At 44.3% G+C, this 20,760-nt stretch carries 19 protein-coding genes, 1 tRNA gene and 1 pseudogene; 13 read left to right on the forward strand and 8 right to left on the reverse strand.

All coding sequences use genetic code 11. The features are described from left to right. The first annotated feature begins 45 nt into the window (after nucleotides 1–45). Genes ACY3LV_RS13185 through pgmB form a run of 7 tightly spaced genes read left to right on the forward strand, consistent with a single transcriptional unit; the run spans nucleotide 46 to nucleotide 8,977 of the window. On the forward strand, nucleotides 46–1,299 hold the full coding sequence (locus ACY3LV_RS13185) for an extracellular solute-binding protein (RefSeq protein WP_464863934.1): 1,254 nt from the start codon (nucleotides 46–48) through the stop codon (nucleotides 1,297–1,299). A 38-nt stretch (nucleotides 1,300–1,337) separates the two neighbouring features. Further along, nucleotides 1,338–2,645, forward strand: coding sequence for a maltodextrin ABC transporter permease MdxF (gene mdxF / locus ACY3LV_RS13190; RefSeq protein ID WP_333560942.1), 1,308 nt, complete (start codon nucleotides 1,338–1,340; stop codon nucleotides 2,643–2,645). After that, entirely contained in the window at nucleotides 2,646–3,482 is an 837-nt protein-coding gene (gene mdxG, locus ACY3LV_RS13195) for a maltodextrin ABC transporter permease MdxG (RefSeq protein ID WP_333560941.1), read from the forward strand. It begins immediately after the preceding gene. A 4-nt stretch (nucleotides 3,483–3,486) separates the two neighbouring features. Then, nucleotides 3,487–4,377 (forward strand): DUF1189 family protein, encoded by an 891-nt coding sequence (locus tag ACY3LV_RS13200; RefSeq protein WP_333560940.1) that lies wholly within the window; start codon nucleotides 3,487–3,489, stop codon nucleotides 4,375–4,377. Next, nucleotides 4,349–6,622 (forward strand): glycoside hydrolase family 65 protein, encoded by a 2,274-nt coding sequence (locus ACY3LV_RS13205; protein WP_333560939.1) that lies wholly within the window; start codon nucleotides 4,349–4,351, stop codon nucleotides 6,620–6,622. The genes ACY3LV_RS13200 and ACY3LV_RS13205 overlap by 29 nt, the downstream gene beginning before the upstream one ends. Then, complete coding sequence (locus ACY3LV_RS13210; protein WP_464863935.1) at nucleotides 6,615–8,300, forward strand: glycoside hydrolase family 13 protein; 1,686 nt, start codon at nucleotides 6,615–6,617, stop codon at nucleotides 8,298–8,300. The genes ACY3LV_RS13205 and ACY3LV_RS13210 overlap by 8 nt, the downstream gene beginning before the upstream one ends. Next, a complete protein-coding gene (gene pgmB / locus ACY3LV_RS13215; protein WP_148962702.1) occupies nucleotides 8,297–8,977 on the forward strand; it encodes a beta-phosphoglucomutase in 681 nt (226 codons plus the stop codon). The genes ACY3LV_RS13210 and pgmB overlap by 4 nt, the downstream gene beginning before the upstream one ends. A gap of 51 nt (nucleotides 8,978–9,028) precedes the next feature. Here the strand turns inward: pgmB and clpP are convergent, their stop codons facing one another. Continuing rightward, nucleotides 9,029–9,625 (reverse strand): ATP-dependent Clp endopeptidase proteolytic subunit ClpP, encoded by a 597-nt coding sequence (clpP, locus tag ACY3LV_RS13220; protein WP_014115260.1) that lies wholly within the window; start codon nucleotides 9,623–9,625, stop codon nucleotides 9,029–9,031. Between the two features lie 270 nt (nucleotides 9,626–9,895). Between clpP and ACY3LV_RS13225 the strand changes: the two genes are divergently transcribed. Both ACY3LV_RS13225 and ACY3LV_RS13230 read left to right on the forward strand, forming a co-directional pair. Next, nucleotides 9,896–9,971 (forward strand) — tRNA-Arg (locus ACY3LV_RS13225). A gap of 154 nt (nucleotides 9,972–10,125) precedes the next feature. Next, nucleotides 10,126–10,641, forward strand: coding sequence for a DUF3231 family protein (locus ACY3LV_RS13230; protein WP_333518111.1), 516 nt, complete (start codon nucleotides 10,126–10,128; stop codon nucleotides 10,639–10,641). A gap of 35 nt (nucleotides 10,642–10,676) precedes the next feature. Here ACY3LV_RS13230 and ACY3LV_RS13235 read toward each other — a convergent pair whose 3' ends face one another. From ACY3LV_RS13235 to sacB, 6 genes are all read right to left on the reverse strand, one after another. Further along, a complete protein-coding gene (locus tag ACY3LV_RS13235) occupies nucleotides 10,677–10,997 on the reverse strand; it encodes a DMT family transporter (RefSeq protein ID WP_464863937.1) in 321 nt (106 codons plus the stop codon). Next, a complete protein-coding gene (locus ACY3LV_RS13240; RefSeq protein WP_148962705.1) occupies nucleotides 10,997–11,332 on the reverse strand; it encodes a DMT family transporter in 336 nt (111 codons plus the stop codon). The genes ACY3LV_RS13235 and ACY3LV_RS13240 overlap by 1 nt, the downstream gene beginning before the upstream one ends. A gap of 82 nt (nucleotides 11,333–11,414) precedes the next feature. Next, nucleotides 11,415–11,999: a TetR/AcrR family transcriptional regulator gene (locus ACY3LV_RS13245; protein ID WP_148962706.1), complete on the reverse strand. Its 585-nt coding sequence runs from the start codon at nucleotides 11,997–11,999 to the stop codon at nucleotides 11,415–11,417. 93 nt (nucleotides 12,000–12,092) lie between these two features. Beyond that, the gene (aspP, locus tag ACY3LV_RS13250) at nucleotides 12,093–13,655 is read right to left on the reverse strand and encodes an aspartate/proton symporter AspP (RefSeq protein ID WP_148962707.1); all 1,563 of its coding nucleotides are present in this window, start codon (nucleotides 13,653–13,655) and stop codon (nucleotides 12,093–12,095) included. 107 nt (nucleotides 13,656–13,762) lie between these two features. Then, the gene (locus ACY3LV_RS13255) at nucleotides 13,763–15,313 is read right to left on the reverse strand and encodes a glycoside hydrolase family 32 protein (protein ID WP_464863938.1); all 1,551 of its coding nucleotides are present in this window, start codon (nucleotides 15,311–15,313) and stop codon (nucleotides 13,763–13,765) included. Between the two features lie 76 nt (nucleotides 15,314–15,389). After that, a complete protein-coding gene (sacB, locus tag ACY3LV_RS13260; RefSeq protein ID WP_333560934.1) occupies nucleotides 15,390–16,811 on the reverse strand; it encodes a levansucrase in 1,422 nt (473 codons plus the stop codon). A 581-nt stretch (nucleotides 16,812–17,392) separates the two neighbouring features. Between sacB and ACY3LV_RS13265 the strand changes: the two genes are divergently transcribed. From ACY3LV_RS13265 to padC, 4 genes and pseudogenes are all read left to right on the forward strand, one after another. Continuing rightward, nucleotides 17,393–18,748: a serine hydrolase gene (locus tag ACY3LV_RS13265; RefSeq protein ID WP_464863940.1), complete on the forward strand. Its 1,356-nt coding sequence runs from the start codon at nucleotides 17,393–17,395 to the stop codon at nucleotides 18,746–18,748. Between the two features lie 21 nt (nucleotides 18,749–18,769). Further along, the gene (locus ACY3LV_RS13270) at nucleotides 18,770–19,453 is read left to right on the forward strand and encodes an aspartate/glutamate racemase family protein (protein WP_148962711.1); all 684 of its coding nucleotides are present in this window, start codon (nucleotides 18,770–18,772) and stop codon (nucleotides 19,451–19,453) included. A 126-nt stretch (nucleotides 19,454–19,579) separates the two neighbouring features. Further along, nucleotides 19,580–20,033: pseudogene (locus ACY3LV_RS13275) on the forward strand (DUF3237 domain-containing protein). Nucleotides 20,034–20,054: 21 nt separating this feature from the next. Next, nucleotides 20,055–20,540, forward strand: a complete 486-nt coding sequence (padC, locus tag ACY3LV_RS13280) for a phenolic acid decarboxylase (protein ID WP_003235304.1) — start codon at nucleotides 20,055–20,057, stop codon at nucleotides 20,538–20,540. A gap of 27 nt (nucleotides 20,541–20,567) precedes the next feature. Here padC and ACY3LV_RS13285 read toward each other — a convergent pair whose 3' ends face one another. Beyond that, nucleotides 20,568–20,759, reverse strand: a complete 192-nt coding sequence (locus tag ACY3LV_RS13285) for a hypothetical protein (protein ID WP_148962713.1) — start codon at nucleotides 20,757–20,759, stop codon at nucleotides 20,568–20,570. Between the last annotated feature and the right edge of the window lies 1 nt (nucleotide 20,760).

Genomic DNA, 20,760 nt, shown 5'->3' on the forward strand with positions numbered 1-20,760 from the left:
GAACCATACAATTGTTGTAGATTCATAAATAAAGGGGGAAAAGGGATGATACTTGTTAAAAAGGGGTTCGTCTTATTGGCGGCATCAGTCCTGACATTCGGCCTTGCCGCCTGCTCAAGTTCAAAAGATCCGGCAAGCTCTGACGGCAAAAAGGTACTGACTGTATCTGTTGAAGAAACTTATAAAGAGTACATTGAAAGCATCAAAGCAACATTCGAAAAGGAGAATGATGTCACAATAAAAATGGTTGAAAAGCAAATGTTTGAGCAGTTGGAAGCGCTTCCTCTTGATGGCCCGGCGGGGAATGCACCTGATGTGATGCTCGCTGCCTACGACCGGATAGGCGGTTTGGGCCAGCAAGGACATTTGCTTGATATTAAGCCATCTCACACAAAAAGTTTTGGAGATAAAGAGATGCAGCAAGTAACGGTTGACGGCAAGGTGTATGGAATGCCGTTAGTCATTGAGACCCTTGTTTTGTATTACAACAAAGATCTCTTACAAACAGCACCAAAAACATTTAAAGATCTTGAAACATTAACAGAGGATTCCCGGTTTGCGTTTGCTTCGGAAAAAGGGAGATCAACCGGATTTTTGGCAAAATGGACTGACTTTTATATGTCGTACGGTTTGTTGGCCGGTTACGGCGGATATGTATTTGGAAAAAACGGCACAGATTCCGGGGACATCGGCCTAAACAATAAAGGGGCTGTAGAAGCGGTGAAATATGCGGAGAAATGGTTTAAAACCTATTGGCCAAAAGGCATGCAGGACAATTCAAGCGCAGACGATTTTATTCAGCAGATGTTTTTAGATGGCAAAGCGGCTGCGATCATCGGCGGACCTTGGTCAGCTGCCAACTATAAAGAGGCTGAATTAAACTACGGAGCGGCTCCCATTCCGACATTGCCAAATGGAGAAGAATATGCCCCTTTTGCCGGCGGGAAGGGATGGGTTGCGTCAAAATATACAAAAGAACCCGAACTGGCTGAAAAATGGCTTGAGTATGCTGCAAATGATGCCAATGCTTACGCTTTTTATGAGAATACAAACGAAGTTCCGGCCAACACAGCTGCGAGAAAGAAGGCGGATGAGCAAAAAAATGAGCTGGCGTCAGCTGTGATTAAACAATATGAAACAGCGACACCGACTCCGAATATTCCGGAAATGGCTGAGGTATGGACAGGAGCGGAAAGTTTGATTTTTGACGCAGCTTCAGGAAAAAAAGCGGCGCAAACGTCAGCGAATGATGCTGTAAACGTCATAAAGGAAAATATCAAAGAAAAATATCTGAAATAAACGGCGGGACAGCGTCCGGAAGAATAGAGGGCGAAAAAATGAATAAACACCACACACTTGCAAAGCAAAAACGAAAGGCAGGGCTTTTATCAATCATTCCTGGACTTGGGCAGATTGCGAATCAGCAGTTTTTAAAGGGGATCTTGTTTCTTGCCGTCACAGGCTTGTTTGCTTTTGAATTACACGTTTTCGGTATTCAGGCGCTCACCGGATTGATTACATTGGGAAGTGTTCCCGGTGTTGACCACTCACTGTTTATGCTGATTGAAGGCACGCTGCAATTGATCGTGACAGTGATTTTCCTCGTATTCTATATCTTTACTATTTATGATTCGCGTAAGATCGCCGCTATGAAAGCGGCGGGTTTGGAAGTCAATACAACGGCCAAGGATATGATCTGTCATGCGGGTGATAAAGGGTTTCCATATTTATTTACACTGCCGGCGTATATCATGATGGTGTTTGTGATTATTTTTCCGGTTTTGGTGACTCTGTTTATTGCATGTACAAACTATGATTTTTATCATATCCCGCCTAACAGTCTGATTGACTGGGTCGGTTTTAAAAATTTCTTGAATATTTTTTTCCTCGGCTCCTATCGTGAAACATTTCTGAATGTACTTGGCTGGACGATCATCTGGACAATCTGTGCGACAACGCTGCAAATCATTTTGGGGATCGTGACGGCACTTTTCGTTAATCAGGATTTTATAAAAGGCAAGCGGATATTTCGAATGATTTTCTTATTGCCATGGGCTGTTCCGGCTTTTATTACAATCATGAGTTTTTCCAACATATTTAACGACAGCATAGGGGCGGTGAATGCACAGGTGATTCCTTTATTAAATCACCTGCCGTTTGTAGAGCTGCCTGCGATCGCGTGGAAGACTGATCCTTTCTGGACAAAGACAGCCCTCATTATGATTCAGACCTGGCTTGGCTTTCCCTATATTTATGTCATGGTAACGGGAGTGCTTCAGGCGATTCCAGGTGAACTGTATGAAGCGGCAAAGATTGACGGGTCCACTTTTATCCAGCGTTTTCAACATATTACATTGCCAATGATTTTATTTGCGACAGCACCCGTGATGATTACCCAGTATACGTTTAATTTTAATAATTTCTCGATTATCTACTTATTTAATGAGGGAGGACCGGGCAGCGCGGGAGCCGGGGCCGGGTCTACCGATATCTTAATTTCGTGGATTTATAAACTGACAACAGGCACATCACCGCAATATTCCGTTGCGGCGGCTGTTACACTGTTAATTTCTTTCATTGTCATTGGAATTTCCCTGATTGCTTTCAAAAAATCGAATGCTTTTGGCAATGAGGAGGTTATGTAAGTGAACGCGGGAACGGCCAGAATGCTGAATAGAATCTGTACTTATTTATTTTTGACGCTGTTAAGTATAGTCATTATATATCCATTGCTGATTACGGCATCATCCGCTTTCCATGTGGGAAATGCGGCGGCTTTTCAGCTTGATTTTTCGGGTTCGTGGACTTTAGATCATTTTAGGCGGCTATTTGACGAGACGCTTTACCTTCATTGGTACAGTAATACACTTATCATCGCGTTATCGGTCATGGTCTTGCAGGTTACGATCGTGACGCTTGCCGGATATACGTACAGCCGCTATCGGTTTGCAGGCCGAAAAAAGAGCCTGGTCTTCTTTCTCATCATTCAAATGGTGCCGACGATGGCAGCGCTTACTGCTTTTTATGTCCTAGCGATGCTGATAGGCGCACTCGATCAGTACTGGTTTTTGACAGCGATCTATATCGGCGGCGGAATTCCGATGAACACGTGGCTGATGAAAGGTTATTTTGATACTGTGCCGAGAGAAATTGATGAAGCGGCGCGAATTGATGGAGCGGGACATCTGAGGATTTTCGCATCAATTGTTCTCCCGCTTGTTAAGCCGATGCTTGCAGTACAAGCGCTTTGGGCGTTCATGGCGCCGTTCGGCGACTATTTGCTGGCGAAGTTTTTGCTCCGCTCACCGGAAAGGCTGACCATCGCTGTAGGATTGCAGTCCTTTATTTCAAATCCGCAGCAGCAAAAAGTCGCCCTGTTTGCAGCCGGAGCTATACTGGCCGCATTGCCGATATGCGTCTTATTCTTTTTTCTCCAAAAGAACTTTGTGTCCGGGCTGACAGCCGGCGGAACAAAGGGGTAATTCGATGAAGAATCTGCAAAAAGAAAGGTTTATGATCCGCTGCCTAAAAGGGGCTGCGTCTCCATCAGGTGTTTGCCGTTACGGGAATACATTCAGCTGGCTGCAGCTCTGTTTTCTCTTTATGTTTTTAACGGCCTGCTTGATGGCGCCGATTACGGTTTCGTTTATGAAAATGGATCGCTTCAGTGTTACATCTTTCATGCCGTCAGCGATTCAAAAGCTTAATAATCAATTTGCTGATCAATTACAAGGTTATCAAATCAGAAACGGAAAACTGACGGGCGGGAAGAGCTCTGATCGAATTGAAGAGGGAGAGAGTTTGCTGGCGATTGATATGAAGCATGAATATCAGGTAAACGGTGAAAATGGGCGATTGAATGTAACTGGATTTGATAACGCCATCGTCTTTCAATCCGATCAACTGGTGATCACCGATCAGAACGGAACGGGGTTTTCTGTTGGCTATGCGAAAATGGATGCTGAGTTTAAGAAACCGAACGTCCATGATATAGAGGCTTTGATCGATACATTGTGGCTGTCACAATATAAGCCGATGATCATGATGCTGGCATATGCGGTGATTTTTGTGATTCAGCTATTTGTAACGGCTGTTCTTGCGGGGGGCCTCTGGATCACAAAAATATCAAACATGATCTCTATTGCGTCATTCAAGGAAGCGGCATCTGCGGCGGTTTGCGCATCCGCACTGCCGGCATTTGCCGCAGCTGTTATCGGTATGATTCATTTTAACTTGATCACTGTATTGATGATCCATTCGTGCGGCGTTACTTTGATGATCACTTTTGCGTTTAGATATTTGACGAAAACCCGCCGTGATCATGGAAACTTACATTCGGGAGGAAATTATGATAAATCAGCGGTTATTCGAGATTGATGAATGGAAAGTCAAAACAAATACATTTCAAAAGGAACATATACGGCTGCAGGAGAGCCTGACTTCTCTTGCCAACGGCTATATGGGAGTCAGAGGGAATTTTGAAGAAGGCTATTCAGGCGACAGTCACCAAGGCACATATATTGCAGGCGTGTGGTTCCCTGACAAAACGCGAGTAGGCTGGTGGAAAAACGGGTATCCGGAGTATTTCGGAAAAGTGATCAATGCGATGAATTTTATTGGCATAGGTTTATATATTGATGGTGAAAAAGTTGACCTTTACCAAAACCCAATCGAATCATTTGAGGTAGAACTTAATATGAAAGAGGGGATTCTGCGGAGAAGCGCTGTTGTCCGTATTCAGGATAAAACCGTTAGAATCAGAGCGGAGCGATTTATTAGCCTTGCCGTAAAAGAGCTTTGCGCGATTCATTATGAAGCGGAGTGCCTGACAGAAGATGCTGTCATTACACTTGTTCCTTACTTGGACGGAAATGTCGCAAATGAAGATTCGAACTACCAAGAACAATTTTGGCAGGAAGAAGCGAAAGGGGCTGATTCTCACAGCGGTCATTTAGCGGCAAAAACGATTGAAAATCCGTTTGGAGCACCTCGTTTTACCGTTTCAGCCGCAATGGCAAACGTGACAGAGGATTTTATCAATGAAAGCTATCAAACAGCTGAAATGTATGTCGAGAACCGCTACAGTTACCAAACGAAGGCTTCTTTGAAAAAGTTTATTATTGTCACGACTTCCCGTGATTTTCGGGAGGCAGAGCTTTTATCGAATGCCAAGGAGCTTTTGGCGGGTGTACTTGAAGACGGATATGAAGAAGCAAAACGAAGGCACATTGATCAATGGAAGGAAAGGTGGGCAAAAGCGGACATAGAGATTAAAGGGGATGAGGAACTTCAGCAAGGAATCCGCTACAATATCTTTCAGTTATTCTCGACATATTATGGAGGCGATGCCCGTTTGAATATCGGGCCGAAAGGATTTACTGGCGAAAAATACGGAGGCGCCGCCTACTGGGATACGGAGGCGTACGCGGTTCCGATGTATTTGGCGACAGCCGAACCAGAGGTCACGAAAAACCTGCTTTTGTACCGCTATCATCATTTGGAGGCAGCGAAACGGAATGCTACCAAACTGGGGATGAAAGGGGCACTTTACCCGATGGTGACCTTTACAGGCGATGAATGTCACAATGAATGGGAGATCACCTTTGAAGAAATTCACCGCAATGGCGCGATTTGCTATGCGATCTGCAATTACGTCCAATATACAGGTGACCATGACTATATAAAGGAATACGGGATAGACGTTCTTGTGGAAGTCAGCAGGTTTTGGGCAGACCGCGTTCACTTCTCGAAACGAAAAAACAAGTATATGATCCACGGCGTCACAGGGCCGAATGAATACGAAAACAATGTCAACAACAATTGGTATACAAATGTCATTGCGGCTTGGACGTTGGAATATACATTGGAAAATCTCGAAAGGGTTTCAGCGGAAAAACGCCGCCTGCTTGATGTGCAGGAAGAAGAACTGAACGTCTGGAGAAAAATCATCCAGCACATGTACTATCCGTATAGTGAAGAACTGCAAATTTTCATTCAGCATGACACATTCTTGGACAAAGACCTGCGATCAGCGGATGAATTAGATCCAGCTGAGCGGCCTCTTTATCAGAATTGGTCCTGGGACAAGATTCTCCGCTCCAATTTTATTAAACAGGCAGATGTGCTTCAAGGCATTTATCTGTTTCATGACCGTTTTACGATGGAAGAAAAACGGCGAAATTTTGAATTTTATGAACCGATGACTGTTCATGAATCAAGCCTGTCACCCTCTGTCCATGCCGTTCTCGCAGCCGAACTTAAGATGGAAAAGAAAGCGCTTGAATTATATAAGCGTACAGCAAGGCTTGATCTTGACAATTATAATCATGACACGGAGGAAGGTCTGCACATCACATCAATGACGGGAAGCTGGCTCGCGATCGTTCAGGGCTTTGCAGGCATGCGCATCGCGAATGAGACGCTGTCATTTGCCCCGTTTTTGCCGAAAGAATGGGACAGATATTCGTTCAAAATCAATTATCGAAACAGGTTAATCAATATTACGGTTGATGAAATGAGCGCCGTCTTTGAGCTTGTAAAAGGCGAGCCGCTGCACATGAAAGTGTATGAGGAACCAGTTGTCCTAAATGGACGATGTGAAAGGAGCACGCCTGATGAATGAATGGTGGAAAGAAGCTGTCGTTTATCAAATTTACCCGCGCAGTTTTTATGATGCCAATGGAGATGGATTCGGGGATTTGCAAGGTGTGATTCAAAAGCTGGATTACATCAAACATCTCGGAGCGGATGTGATCTGGCTCTCCCCGGTGTTTGATTCCCCGCAGGATGACAACGGCTATGATATCAGCGACTACAGAAACATGTACGAAAAATTTGGGACAAATGAAGATATGTTTCAGCTGATTGATGAAGTGCACCAACGCGGAATGAAAATCATCATGGATTTGGTTGTGAACCACACGTCAAATGAGCATGCCTGGTTTGCTGAAAGCCGCAAGTCGAAGGACAATCCATACCGGGATTACTATTTTTGGAAAGATCCGAAACCCGACGGCTCAGAGCCGAATAATTGGGGATCGATCTTCTCAGGCCCGGCGTGGACAATTGATGAAGGGACAGGACAGTATTATTTGCACTACTTTTCAAAAAAGCAGCCTGATTTAAATTGGGAAAATGAAGCGGTGCGCCGGGAAGTTTATGATGTGATGAGATTTTGGATGGATAAAGGCGTTGACGGCTGGCGGATGGATGTGATCGGCTCTATTTCCAAGTATACCGATTTTCCGAACTACGAAACAGATAACATCCGCAGCTATATCGTCGGCCGTTATCATTCGAATGGCCCCCGCCTTCATGAATTTATTCAGGAGATGAACAAGGAAGTGCTTTCTCATTACGACTGCATGACGGTCGGAGAGGCAAACGGCTCTGATATTGAAGAGGCGAAAAAGTACACAGACGCAAGCAGGCAAGAGCTGAATATGATCTTTACATTTGAACATATGGATATTGATACAGAACAAAACTCGCCAAATGGGAAATGGCAAATCAAGCCGTTCGATTTGATTGCTTTAAAAAAGACGATGACAAGGTGGCAGACCGGATTAATGAATGTCGGCTGGAATACCTTGTATTTTGAGAACCATGATCAGCCGAGGGTTATGTCCCGCTGGGGCAATGACGGTAAGCTGCGAAAGCAGTGTGCAAAAGCATTTGCAACGGTACTCCACGGTATGAAAGGAACACCGTTTATTTACCAGGGAGAAGAAATCGGCATGGTTAACAGTGATATGCCGCTGGAGATGTATGACGATCTTGAAATAAAAAATGCATATCGTGAACTAGTCGTCGAAAACAAAACGATGTCAGAAAAAGAGTTTCTAAAAGCCGTGACGAAAAAAGGAAGGGATCATGCCAGAACACCGATGCAATGGGATGCCGAAAAACATGCGGGATTCACAGCCGGAGACCCTTGGATAGCAGTAAATTCCCGCTATCAAGAGATAAATGTGAAGGAGTCCTTGGAAGACCAAGATTCGATTTTCTATCACTATCAGAAGCTCATTCAATTACGAAAGCAATACAAGACCATCATATATGGAGATTATCAGCTGCTGAAGGAGAATGATCCGCAAGTCTTTTCTTATCTCCGTGAATACCAAGGGGAAAAGCTTCTCGTCGTTGTGAATTTGTCGGAAGACAAGGCTCTGTTCGAAGCGCCTCCTGAACTGGCCCGTGAGCATTGGAAAGTGCTGATTTCCAACTATCCGCAGGAGCCGGCTGACTTAAAACGCATGTGCCTCGAACCTTATGAAGCTGTGATGGGCGTTCGCATATGAAAGCGGCCATTTTTGATTTAGACGGTGTGATAACAGATACCGCTGAATATCATTATCTCGCTTGGAAGCATATCGCAGAACAAATCGATATTCCCTTTAACAGAAGTGTGAATGAAAGCCTAAAAGGAATCAGCAGAGCAGAGTCACTTGAAAGCATGCTTATCATTGGCGGTGCGCAAACAAAGTATACAAATGCGGAGAAACAAGCACTTATGGATCAAAAAAACCAATACTATCAAATGTTGATCAGCAAATTGACGCCGGAAGATCTTTTGCCGGGAATCGGCAGGTTTCTTTGTGAATTAAAAGGTGAAAATATAAAAATCGGGTTAGCGTCTTCAAGCCGTAATGCTCCCGCGATTTTAAAACGTTTGGAGATTATGGATGATTTTCATGCCATTGTTGACCCGACAGCTCTCGCGAAGGGAAAACCCGATCCCGAAATCTTTCTAACAGCCGCAGCGCTGCTCGGCGTTTCCCCTGCTGATTGTGCGGCAATAGAAGACGCTGAAGCAGGGATTTCCGCAATTAAATCTGCCGGGATGTTTGCGGTGGGAGTCGGTCATGAACAGTCAATGCTTGATGCTGATCTGATTGTGAGACAAACCAGTGATTTGACGCTTGAGCTGTTGAACGAAGAATGGGTGCAGTATGGAATAAGGAAGATTAGAGAGTGAATTCATAAATAAAAAAACCTGCAAGAGACATAGCTCTTGCAGGTTACAGTATTACTTTTGCTCATCTGTGTTGCGAGTCAGAATTTTATCAATCAGGCCGTATTCAAGCGCTTCTTCAGCAGACTTGAAGTTATCGCGGTCTGTGTCGCGTTCGATTACTTCAAGCGGCTGGCCAGTACGTTCAGCAAGAACTTTGTTTAATTTGTCACGAAGCAAGAGAATGCGTTTCGCGGCAATTTCAATTTCTGTCGCCTGACCTTGCGCACCTCCAAGCGGCTGGTGAATCATGACTTCACTGTTTGGAAGCGCATAGCGTTTGCCTTTTTCGCCGGCAGCAAGCAGGAACGCGCCCATTGATGCAGCCATACCGATACAAATGGTAGATACTTTCGGCTTAATAAACTGCATGGTATCATAGATCGCCATACCGGCTGTGATAGAGCCGCCCGGGCTGTTGATGTAAATAGAAATATCTTTTTCAGGGTCTTCCGCTTCTAAGAATAAAAGCTGTGACACGATGGAGTTCGCAACGTTGTCATCAATCGCAGATCCAAGCATGATGATACGATCCTTTAATAGACGAGAATAAATGTCATACGCTCTTTCCCCGCGGTTCGTTTGTTCAATGACTGTAGGTATTAAATTCATAATGCTCCTCCTTCACCTTTTAGGTAAGTATGTAGTTACATGATACATTTTTGGTCAATAAAGGTCAAACAAAAAGCTGGCTTGACACGCAAAGTCTTCTCTTTTTCCCATTTTCCCCAAATTTATATGGGTTCAAACCATCGTATGTCAGATTGCCAAATAAGATGATGTGTTAGATGTGAAAAACGGCCTCTTGAAATAGAGGGTTGTTATTTGAAGGGAATTATCGTATAATGAGTTGTGCTGACGTTCTCATCACGCAGTGAATATGCGCTCGTAGCTCAGTTGGATAGAGCGGTGGTTTCCGGTACCACGTCTGTCGGGGGTTCGAATCCCTCCGAGCGCGTCCAATAGAACAACAGGAAAGACAAGGGTTTGGCACTTTGCCGCTCTTGTCTTTTTTGTTTTATGTTAAAAATCTTTTCTCATCGGAACATAAATTTTCCTCCTGTTGGGCACGTTATGAAATGTGCGATATTGAATTTACAAGGAGGATGAATATGGGTATTTTAAGCGGAAATCCGCAAGAGGAACCGATGCATTACGGTGAGGTTTTCAGCTTGTGGAGTTATGTAATGGCAGGCAATAAAATGGTCGGCAATTACCAGATGTTATTGCATCATGTCGGTGATGACGATTTGAAAAAGCTGCTTCATGAGGCCATTGAGAAGTGCCAAGATGAAATGAAACAAGTCAGCAACATCCTGAAGGAAAACGGTGTGGCGCTCCCGCCGGCTTCTCCTGAACCGCCGGCAGCGGATCTTAAAGATATTCCGACGGGTGCGCGGTTTCTCGATCCGGATGTGGCGGTCTCTGCGGCAGCGCAAAATGCTGCAGGCCTTGTGGCATGCAGCAAAATTATGGGTGAGTCAATTCGTGAGGATATTGCCATGATGTTTGGGCAATTCCATTTATCGAAAGCGGCAATGGGAGCAAAATACTTAAGGCTGCTAAAAAACAAAGGCTGGCTCATCCCGCCGCCGCTTCATCTTCACAACCATCAAGACGAAGCTTAATGGCAAGGGCATATACAGCTGTATGTGCCCTTATCTTATGATGAAGCCGTAAGACGCAGGCCGATGACGCCAGCGAGGATAAGGCAAAGAGAAATCACTTGTGAAAGCTGAAACCGCTCCTTAAACCAGACAAAGCCGACCGCCGAAACGCCAATGCTGCCAATGCCGGTCCAGACGGCATAAGCGACTCCGGCAGGCAGGGTCAGCATCGCTTGTGAAAGGCAGTAAAAGGATAAGCCAAATCCAACAGTCATCACAATAATCGGCCATTTTTTTCTTGTTCCGTCTACATATTTCATGGCAACGGCAGCTATAATTTCTTCTATGCCGGCAATCACTAATAAAAACCATGCCATTACGAGTCACCTTCCGACTGCGTTTTGCTTTCTTTCGTGAATAGCTTCATTCCTAAAATGCCGGCCAGCAATAAAGCTAAAAAGAACATTTGGGCTGCTGAGAAGGATTCGCCCAAAACAATTCCGGTGATATATGTTCCGACAGTTCCGATTCCGACAAATACAGTGTACGCCGCGGCCATCGGGATTTTTTGATAAGAGCGGATTAACAGGATAAAGCTGACCGCGATCAAAATAAAAATAATGATCCAATCCAAAAGCGAATCGGCATGTTTGAGGGAAGAGGCCCAAACAACTTCTAAAAGCCCTGCAATGAAAACAAGCACCCAATTCAAATGAAACACCTCTCTATTTTTATGAATGAACGTCAGTCATTTTTGAGGCATTAAAAAATGAGCGGTTTTACCCAGTCATTTTTTACGCTGTAGCTAAGCTTCGTTTTAAGAAAGTAAAGATTTCTTTTTTATACACTTCAACATTTTCATCTTGTTCAAACCCGATATAGAATCGTTCTGCTGTGTTCTCGACCAAGTTAATAATCGTTCTGGCCGTCCATTTTGCTTTGATTTCTTCAGTTACCTCGCGGCTTTCAATCGCCTTATGAATGATGTTTTCGAGCCAGGAATAATAAGGCTGATAGATCGTCTCCCATTTTTCCATGGAGTGGTCGATCGCAAGCCCGGAGTAACAGAGGATGATAATATCCTTATGGCGTTCTGTAATGAGAAATGTCTCATCAATTAATATGTCTAAAACGGTCCAAAAATCCTCGTCTCCATGCAGTCTTCCTTTGATTTGATCCAGCGTAAGGGTGAGAAGATTTTCTGCAATTGCCGGAATGAGGGCGTTTTTAGATGAGAAGTACAAATAGAACGTTCCTTGTGCAGTGCCGGCCTTTTTGACAATATCAGAAATAGAGGCTTTGTCGAGACCTTTTTCAGATATAACGTCAATGGCAGCGTGCAGAATTTTTTCATATTTGCCCGAAGTTTGTTTTGGCATAAGGAACACCTCCTGTAATGACTGACTATCATTCATTTTATCTCGGGTATGTGCGTTTGTAAAGATAAAGAAGCAAGAAAACCTCTTGCTTCTTTATTTATCATAATCAATAGCGGCTTTCGGGAGCCCGGTATACTTTGCCCAGTAGTAAATCGCAAGTGAGCCGATGGCGACCAAAATAAGATCGACGGGATTGCTGATGATGCCTAAACCATGTCCGAAAGAACCGATGTAGGAAAAGACCAGCATCATGATATAAAACCCGATAAGCCACCACGCTGATTTCAGCTGCTGGGCCAGACTGACATCTTCTTGAGGCGCATATTTGCTGAAACAGAGATAGACCAAAAACATGATGAGCTGTGAACCGAGCAGCCAGGAAACGGTCGTCCATCCTGACCAGTATACGATAAACGCCGTGAAAATAAAGGAAAGCGGCCCGATAATACCCATCCCTTTTAAATAAAACGGCCTGTTTAAATCCTTCGCATTGACCCTCAGCGCTGCTGAACAGATGGGTGCAATCGCATAAGAAAGGATGAGAGCTACAGAACAGACATTGACGAGTGCGTTCCACGAAGGGAAGGGAAGCGTCCAGAAAATGGACAAGGCAAATGAAAGCCAGAGTGAAGCACGGGGGGTTCCCGTTTCTTTATTGACCTTTGAAAATACGCCAAATAATGTGCCGTTTCGCGCCCAGGCGTAGACGAGGCGAGATGTCGTATTCATAAAAATATTCCCGTTTCCTCCCGGAGACAGAATGGCGTCTAAAATGACAAGCGTTGCAAGCCAGCCTAAACCGAGCATGACCGCAATATCTTTAAACGGCAATGAGAACTCCCGTCCGATTGCGGGCCAGCCATTTTTAAGCGTTTCTGTCGGAATTGCACCAATAAAGGTGACTTGCAAAACAGTGTAAATGATGGTGGAAACAATGATGCAAACGATTAAAGCGATCGGGATGTTGCGTTTTGGATTTCGCACTTCGCCTGCAACAGCCACAATCGGGTGCAGGCCAAGATACGCAAACATTACGCCGCCTGTCGATATCGCCGCCTGAATACCTGTAAAACCGAACGGTGCAAATCCTTCAACAGATAAATTCTGTGGGTTAAAATGAAAGATCAGCACGATAATGATGGTAATCGGTACAATATATTTAAAAATCGATATGATGAAATTTGCCTTAGCGAATGTTTTGACGCTCCAATAATTCAGCAGGAAAAACAAGCATAGCAAGGCAAACTGTAAGAGCCAGCCGGCAATGGTCGGTGAATCAGAGCCTTCTTTGGTCAGGCCGGGAAACCAATAGGCCACGTATTGCCGGACTGCCGTGACTTCAATCGAAATCAGGCTTGTGTAAGCGACGATTGTGACAAATGAAATTAAATAGCCGACAAGGTGGCCATGTGAATAAACGGGGTATCGAATGATGCCTCCGGTACGGGGCAGGGCGGCTCCAAGCTCCGCGTACACGAGCCCGATTAACAGAATGATGGCTCCGCCGATGATCCAGGAAAAAGCGCCGGAGGGTCCCGCTTTAGATGCGACATTACTGACAGCGAACAGCCACGCTGATCCAAAGATGGCTCCCATCCCAATCAAAATCAGATCAAACAGCGACATTGATTTTTGAAAATTTCCTTGTTTAGACATCCGCTTCCTCCTTAGCAACCAGCCTTATATTCCTTACAATGCCCAATATGCAACAGAGAATACCGCTCTAATAAAAAAACAGATGCAGCCTGCGCTGCATCTGTTTTTTATTCATGAATCGTATCGAAGTGTTTCACCGTTATATTTTTAAATGAGGCTGTGCCGCCTTCAGAATAAAGGGTAATGCCTTTATCTTCGGGTTTTGGAAACACTTGATTTGAAAAAACGGTTTTCCCGTCGCCGACAAATACTTCTATCGTTGTTTTATCGGCGAGAATTTTCAAATGGGCCTTCTGTTTGCTTACATCATAGGGAGCCTTGCTTTCGACATAGGTGTTGCTTTTGTCAGGCTGATTTGTAGCCGCTCTGTTGACATATGCATAGCCGTCTTCGGCGAAAATGCCGACATCAATATGGCGTTTTTGGTCTTTCGATTCTCTCAGTCTGACGCCTGCGTTCTTTAGCTCTGACCAAGAAAGATCCATATCAAGCTGGTACGTATCACCAGTGATCGACAGTGTTTTTGATCCGCTCACATCCTGATCCTCTATTTCGTCAGTTGAAACGGTCAGCTGCTCCAAAGCTTCGATCGGCTGTGAGAGGAGGCTGTATGTGCCGTCCTGCTCCTGCAGCCGGAGTTCGCGTATGACAGAATCTGTGCCGTTAAAGCCGTTCTTCATTGTCGGTGTGTTGTTGGCGTAATCCCAATTGTTCATCCAGGCAAGCGCATACCGCTTTTCTAATGGATCTGTGCTTTTGCCGTCTTCGAACGTCACGCCGCCGTACCAGTCAAAGCCGTGGTCAAGCCATCGCGGTTCGGGCTGATCCGCAGAAAATTCTTTTCCGTCAAAGCTCCCGGTCCAGTATGCGTACGTATTTGGTTTGCCCCATGGTTTGCCGTTCGCGCTCGCGCCGAGAACCCATTTAGTCGTTCCATCGCTTGCCCGCATCATGTAGAGGTCAGGACATTCCACAATTCCCGCCTGCTCCGTTAAGAATCCGCTTGTGTAATGCCAGTCCTTTAGATTATCGGATTCATAAAAGCCGATTTTTGTTCCTTCAGCCATGGCTATGACCCATTTGTTATTCTGGTCATCCCATATGACTTTCGGGTCTCTGAAATCGTCTGTGCCGGGATTAGGCATAACGGGATTATCACTATAGGACTTAAATGATTTTCCTTTGTCTGTGCTGTACCACAAATGTTGCTCCTGCTTTTTATCTTTGGCTGAAGGCTGTGTCACGATTGCGACGAGCGCGTTTTTCCCGAATCCGGCTGTGTTTTCTTTATCGAGCACGACAGAACCGGTCCAAATGTCCCCGTCTGGGTTTGTGTATTTCGGGATCGCCACGCCTTCATCGGTCCAGTGCACCAAGTCCTCTGATACGGCATGGCGCCATTCTGTACCGTTCCCGTTTGGGTAATCCCGGTTATAAAGATAGAAATAATGATACTTGCCCTCAAAATAGACCGGTTTTTGGGGATCATTTTTCCATTTATCCGGCGTCGTAAAATGATAGGCCGCCCGGTAGTCCGGCTTCTGTGTTGATTTTGTTTTGTTGACAGGTTCTTCGTTTGGCAATAAGTTGATAAACAGCAATATTCCTAAAAAGCTCAGGATTACTGTTAGCCATTTGCCTGTTTTTTTATAGTTCATCTGGGATTCACCTTTATGATGTTGATAAGAAATAAAAGAAAATGCCAATAAAATATCGGCATTTTCTTTTGCGTCTTTATTTGTTAACTGTTAATTGCCCTTGTTCAAGGATGCTGTCTTTTACAACAGATGTTTTCTTGCCTTTGATGTTTAATAGGAAGCTTGGCGCAAACGTTGCTTTTTTGTCTGCAAAGAAGCCTCTGTTTGTCATGTAGCTTGTAATGACGACATTGTTTCCTTTAGCTTGAGGCACAGCGAAGTGTGAGTAAGTAAAGGTCACATCGTTAGGATCAAGATCCATTTTTAACACAAGGCCTGTTTTGTTCAGCGGCTTGTATGGGCCGGTTAAGGAATTAGAAACATAACCAAGCATGTAAATGTCATTAGATGTAATGCCGTCGATTGTCATTTTTGATCCGCGGGAGTCAGTGAACAGGTACCATTTGCCATTCATTTTAAAGACATTCGCGCGTTCAATTTCATCTGTAACTGTGTTAGATGCAAGCAGTGGTTTCATCACTTTTTTCAGTGTGTAGTCATCGTTTAGCTCGATCATGCCGAGTGCGCCGTTCGCTAATTCTGCCGTGCGTTTTTTATCGCTTTGCAGAAGTTTTTTGCTTTCTTTACGGAAGAATGATGTGCTTTTGCCGTAGTAAGCTTTGTTAAATAAAGATTCTTCGCCTTGGTAACCGTTGTCAGTTCCAGTGTTCGCTTCAAATACTAAGTATTTGCGGCCTTTATCTTCTACGTAGTGAGGATCTCTCAGCGTGTGGTTATCGCCGGAGCTGTAGTTGCCTTCATCGATGAACTGCTGTACATTTTGATACGTTTTGCCGTCACCGTCAAAGATTGATTTATAATCCTCTACACCATCGATGTTCAGAGAGCTGTCTGACGTTGATACGTTAACCTGTGCCGTTGTCAGGGTTTGTTTGCCGTAATGTTTACCGGAGAAATCAGTGTAGAACAAACGAATGTGACCGTCAGATGTGAATGTCGCTGAACCTGACCATTCTTGTGTTTGGTCTTTCAGGATAGAATCATTTGCATCGAATTTGTCGCTGTCTTTAAAGACACGGCCCGCGTTTTTCCAGCTGTCGATAGACGTTTCGCCGACTTTTTGATAGAACATGTAAATGGATGTGTCATCCGCATTTTTAGGGTCTCCGGCTAATGCAAAGACGATGTTGTAGCCGTGATAGTTTGCGACTGTGCCGTCAGCGTTTTGCAATGGCCAGCTGTCCCAAACGTCCAGGCCTTTTGCAGAAGAGATATTTTTAATTGTGGATGGGTCGAATTCAGGCACTTGATATTTTTCATTTTTTTGCTGTTCAGGGATTTTCAGCATATCATGGCGTGTAATATGGGTAATGCCGTACGTTTCCTTATGCGGTTTATGGTTCGTTTCTTTCGCAAACGCTTGAGTCGCGCCTCCTGCCAGCAGTGCGGTTGTAAAGGTTAATGCTGTCGCTTGTTTTGCAAACTTTTTGATGTTCATCGTTCATGTCTCCTTTTTTATGTACTGTGTTAGCGGTTTGCTTCTCCCGGCCCTCCTGTTTGAAGATGGCAAGTCAGTTACGCACAATAAAAAAAGACCTAAAATATGTAAGGGGTGACGCCAAAGAATATACTTTGCCCTTTACACATTTTAGGTCTTGCCTGCTTTATCAGTAACAAACCTGCGTGATTTACTTTTCGACATCATTCTATTAAACTCTCGTTTAGATTACAACGGGTCTATTTTCCTCTTTTGTTTGATAGAAAATGAAAAAAGACCTTCGCTGATATGAGTCAAATAGACTAATAGGTGTTACGGAAAGTCAGGGGGATTCTCTATAACAATGTGGTGAAAGCTCTTTTCTTTTCTGAGAAATCGGCTGTTTTAGAGACTGGTCGCACGGGTCAGATGTCAACGGGTCTTTTCGCAACGGTTGAATTCGGGGGCTTCGGCTTCAGGATTTGCGGAAGCGATTGTGAAACGGATTCAGGATACAGGTCATTATCACTCTTTCTCTCATATTTTTCAAATTTTTGAAACATGGAAGGGTAAATATCGTAGACATTATGGGAGGTGTAAAAATGAAGCAAGAAAAAAGGAAACATCTTGGCACATTATTCTCTGTGTTGGCGGAAAAACAACAGTTCAACGGGACGGTTCTAGCTGCGGAGGATGGCGATATTTTATATCATCACTCTTTCGGTTATGCAGAACTGGCGGAAAAACGCCCTTTGCAAACCAGCTCTTTGTTTGAGTTAGCGTCTCTCTCAAAGCCTTTTACAGCTTTAGGGATCATATTGCTCGAGGAGAAAGGAATTCTTGGATATGAAGACAAAGTCGAGCGCTGGCTACCGGGTTTTCCATATCAGGGCGTCACGATTCGACATTTATTGAACCATACGTCAGGGCTGCCTGATTATTTTGAATGGTTTCTTGCCAATTGGGACAAACACAAGATTGCGGTGAATCAGGATATTGTGGATATGCTGATGAATGAGGGGCTGCCTGGTTATTTTGAGCCGAACGAAGGCTGGCAGTACAGCAATACGGGGTATGTGCTATTGGCGGTTATCATGGAAAAAGCCTCCGACATGAGCTATTCGGATTTTATGAAAACTCATATTTTTTCACCGGTCGGCATGAATGAAACGAAAGTGCATAATAGGAGGCTTCGGCCTGAGCAGATGGATCAATATGCATATGGATACGTGTATGATGTACATTCCGAAACGTACGTCCTTCCTGATGATCTGGAGGAAACGAACTATGTTGTGTATCTCGATGGCATACAGGGAGACGGTACGGTGAACTCTGTCACAAGCGATTTGTTTCGATTTGATCAGGCTCTATATCAGGACGATTTAATTAGTAACACTTCTAAGGAGGCCGCATTTTCTCCGGTGCGGCTGAACAATGGTGAAACGTTCGATTACGGCTTTGGCTGGGTGCTGCAACACAGTCCTGAAAAAGGGAAGATTGTCAGCCACAGCGGTGGGTGGCCAGGTTATTCGACGATGATGATCCGGTATATAGATCTGCGTAAAACGCTGATCTATTTGAGTAACAAGGAAGAGGATGCGGAATATGAACAAGCGATTCTGAAGGCGGCGGAACATATTTTATTTGGCCAGCCATATGAGATCCCGGAACGTCCTGCTGATAAAAAGAAAAAAGAAGTTGATTCAGCGATATACAGCCGCTATGTTGGCAGCTACTCGTTTCAGGATGGGACGGCTGCACGGGTGACAGCCGAGAATGAAAAGCTTTATTTGCAGATCACAGGACAGATGAGGCTTGAATTATTTCCTTCCTCGGAAACCCGTTTCTTTTTGCGATCATTGTCTGTTGAAATCGAATTTTTGTTAGGCGATGATGTTGCGAAAAGCTTTATCCTCTATGAAGATGGCACAGAAGAAGTAGTAGTCCGTACGTATTAGAAAGAGAAAGGAATGAACGTGATGATCGGAATATTAGCCGGAATGGGGCCGAAATCAACCTCGCCGTTTATTGATAAAGTGATTGATTACTGTCAGAAGCTGTATGGGGCTTCAAATGATATCGACTTTCCACACATGATGATTTATTCGTGCCCGACCCCATTCTATGCAGATCGTCCCATCGATCATGACGAGATGAAAAGAGCGATTATTGATGGCGCGGTAAAGCTTGAAAAGGCAGGCGTTGATTTTATTGCTCTTCCTTGTAATACGGCACATGTGTATTATAAAGAGATTCAGCAGGCGTTGGCAGTTCCTTTGTTACATATCATAAAGGAAACGGAAAAAGAAATTCCGCATGCTGCAAAAAAAGCGGCTGTTTTAGGAACAGATTCAACCATCCAATCTGGCATCTATCAAAAAGGGCTGAAGGCAAACGGGCAAGAAGTTGTTCACAAGGATCATTGGCAGCAGGCTGTGAATCAGCTCATCGCCGCTATCAAACAGCCGCACCATATGCAGCATACACATGCATTGTGGCAGAAGCTATATACCGAAATCAGCCAGCATGCAGACATCATCATTTCAGCCTGCACGGATTTAAATGCGGTGTTAGATCATTTTCAAAGCGAGATTCCGATTATAGATTCCTCTGACTGTCTGGCGAAAAGCACTGTCAGCACATATCTTGCCAATCAAAGCTAGCTTCAAACAAGGACTGTCTTCCACCAGTCCTTTTTTTATGTTCCTATTGTTTGACAGCTGTACGAAATGGTGTTAAATTTAACATGTAAATAGTTACATGATTTTTATGGATGTGAGGTGGCGCTTTTGAAGAAGCCGGTTTTAACATTATTCGCCTCTTTAGAAATCAAGGTAGATCCGCCTATCACCATTGGTGAGACAGGCCTGGGAATGAGACGATGGATTCCGATTCGTTCAGGAACAATAACCGGGAAAGTAAAAGGCGTATTTGCCGGGCGGTGCCGATTCACAAATCATTCGCGCTGACGGCAGAACAGATTTATCTGCCAGGTATGTCATCGAAACAGCCGATCATGAACTGATTTACATTGAAAACAATGGAATACGGCAAGTCAGCGAGCCGTCTCGAAAACAAGCCGCAGCCGGGGACATCATTGATCCGGCACATGTTTATTTCCGTACGGTGCCGACATTTGAAACAGGCAGTGAAGCTTATCGATGGCTGCATGACCGCTTGTTTATCGGTTCCGCAGAAAGAACCCCTGATTGCGTTCGACTAGACATTTATGAAGTACAGTAAAGACTAAGGAGAGTGTGAAAGATGGAAAACTTTATCGGAAGCCATATGATTTATACTTATGAAAACGGATGGGAATACGAGATCTATATAAAAAACGATCATACCATCGATTATAGAATTCATAGCGGAATGGTTGCCGGACGCTGGGTTCGGGATCAGGAAGTCAATATTGTTAAACTGACAGAAGGCGTATATAAAGTGTCTTGGACAGAACCGACAGGCACAGATGTTTCATTAAACTTTATGCCGAATGAAAAACGCATGCACGGCATTATTTTCTTCCCGAAATGGGTGCATGAACACCCTGAAATTACGGTCTGCTATCAAAATGACCACATTGATCTCATGAAAGAATCCCGCGAAAAATATGAAACGTATCCGAAATACGTTGTACCTGAATTTGCGGAGATTACATTTCTGAAAAATGAGGGAGCCGACAATGAAGAAGTGATTTCGAAAGCTCCTTATGAAGGAATGACAGACGATATTCGCGCGGGAAAATTGTAAAAAACAAAAACCCGGGAAAGAGAGAAATTACTTCTCTTTTCCGGGTTTTCTTTTTGCTGCGTCTGCCGGAACCATCACAATTCCCGTAAAAAACAGTATGATTCCAGTCCAGCGGATGGGATCGTAATAGGCTGTGTCCCGCAATAATACGACTGCCGACGAAATGATGATACAAGCTGCCACAACGATGACAGCACCAATGTACCCTGTTTTCCCCATG

The sequence above is a fragment of the Bacillus sp. 11C genome (assembly GCF_055486375.1).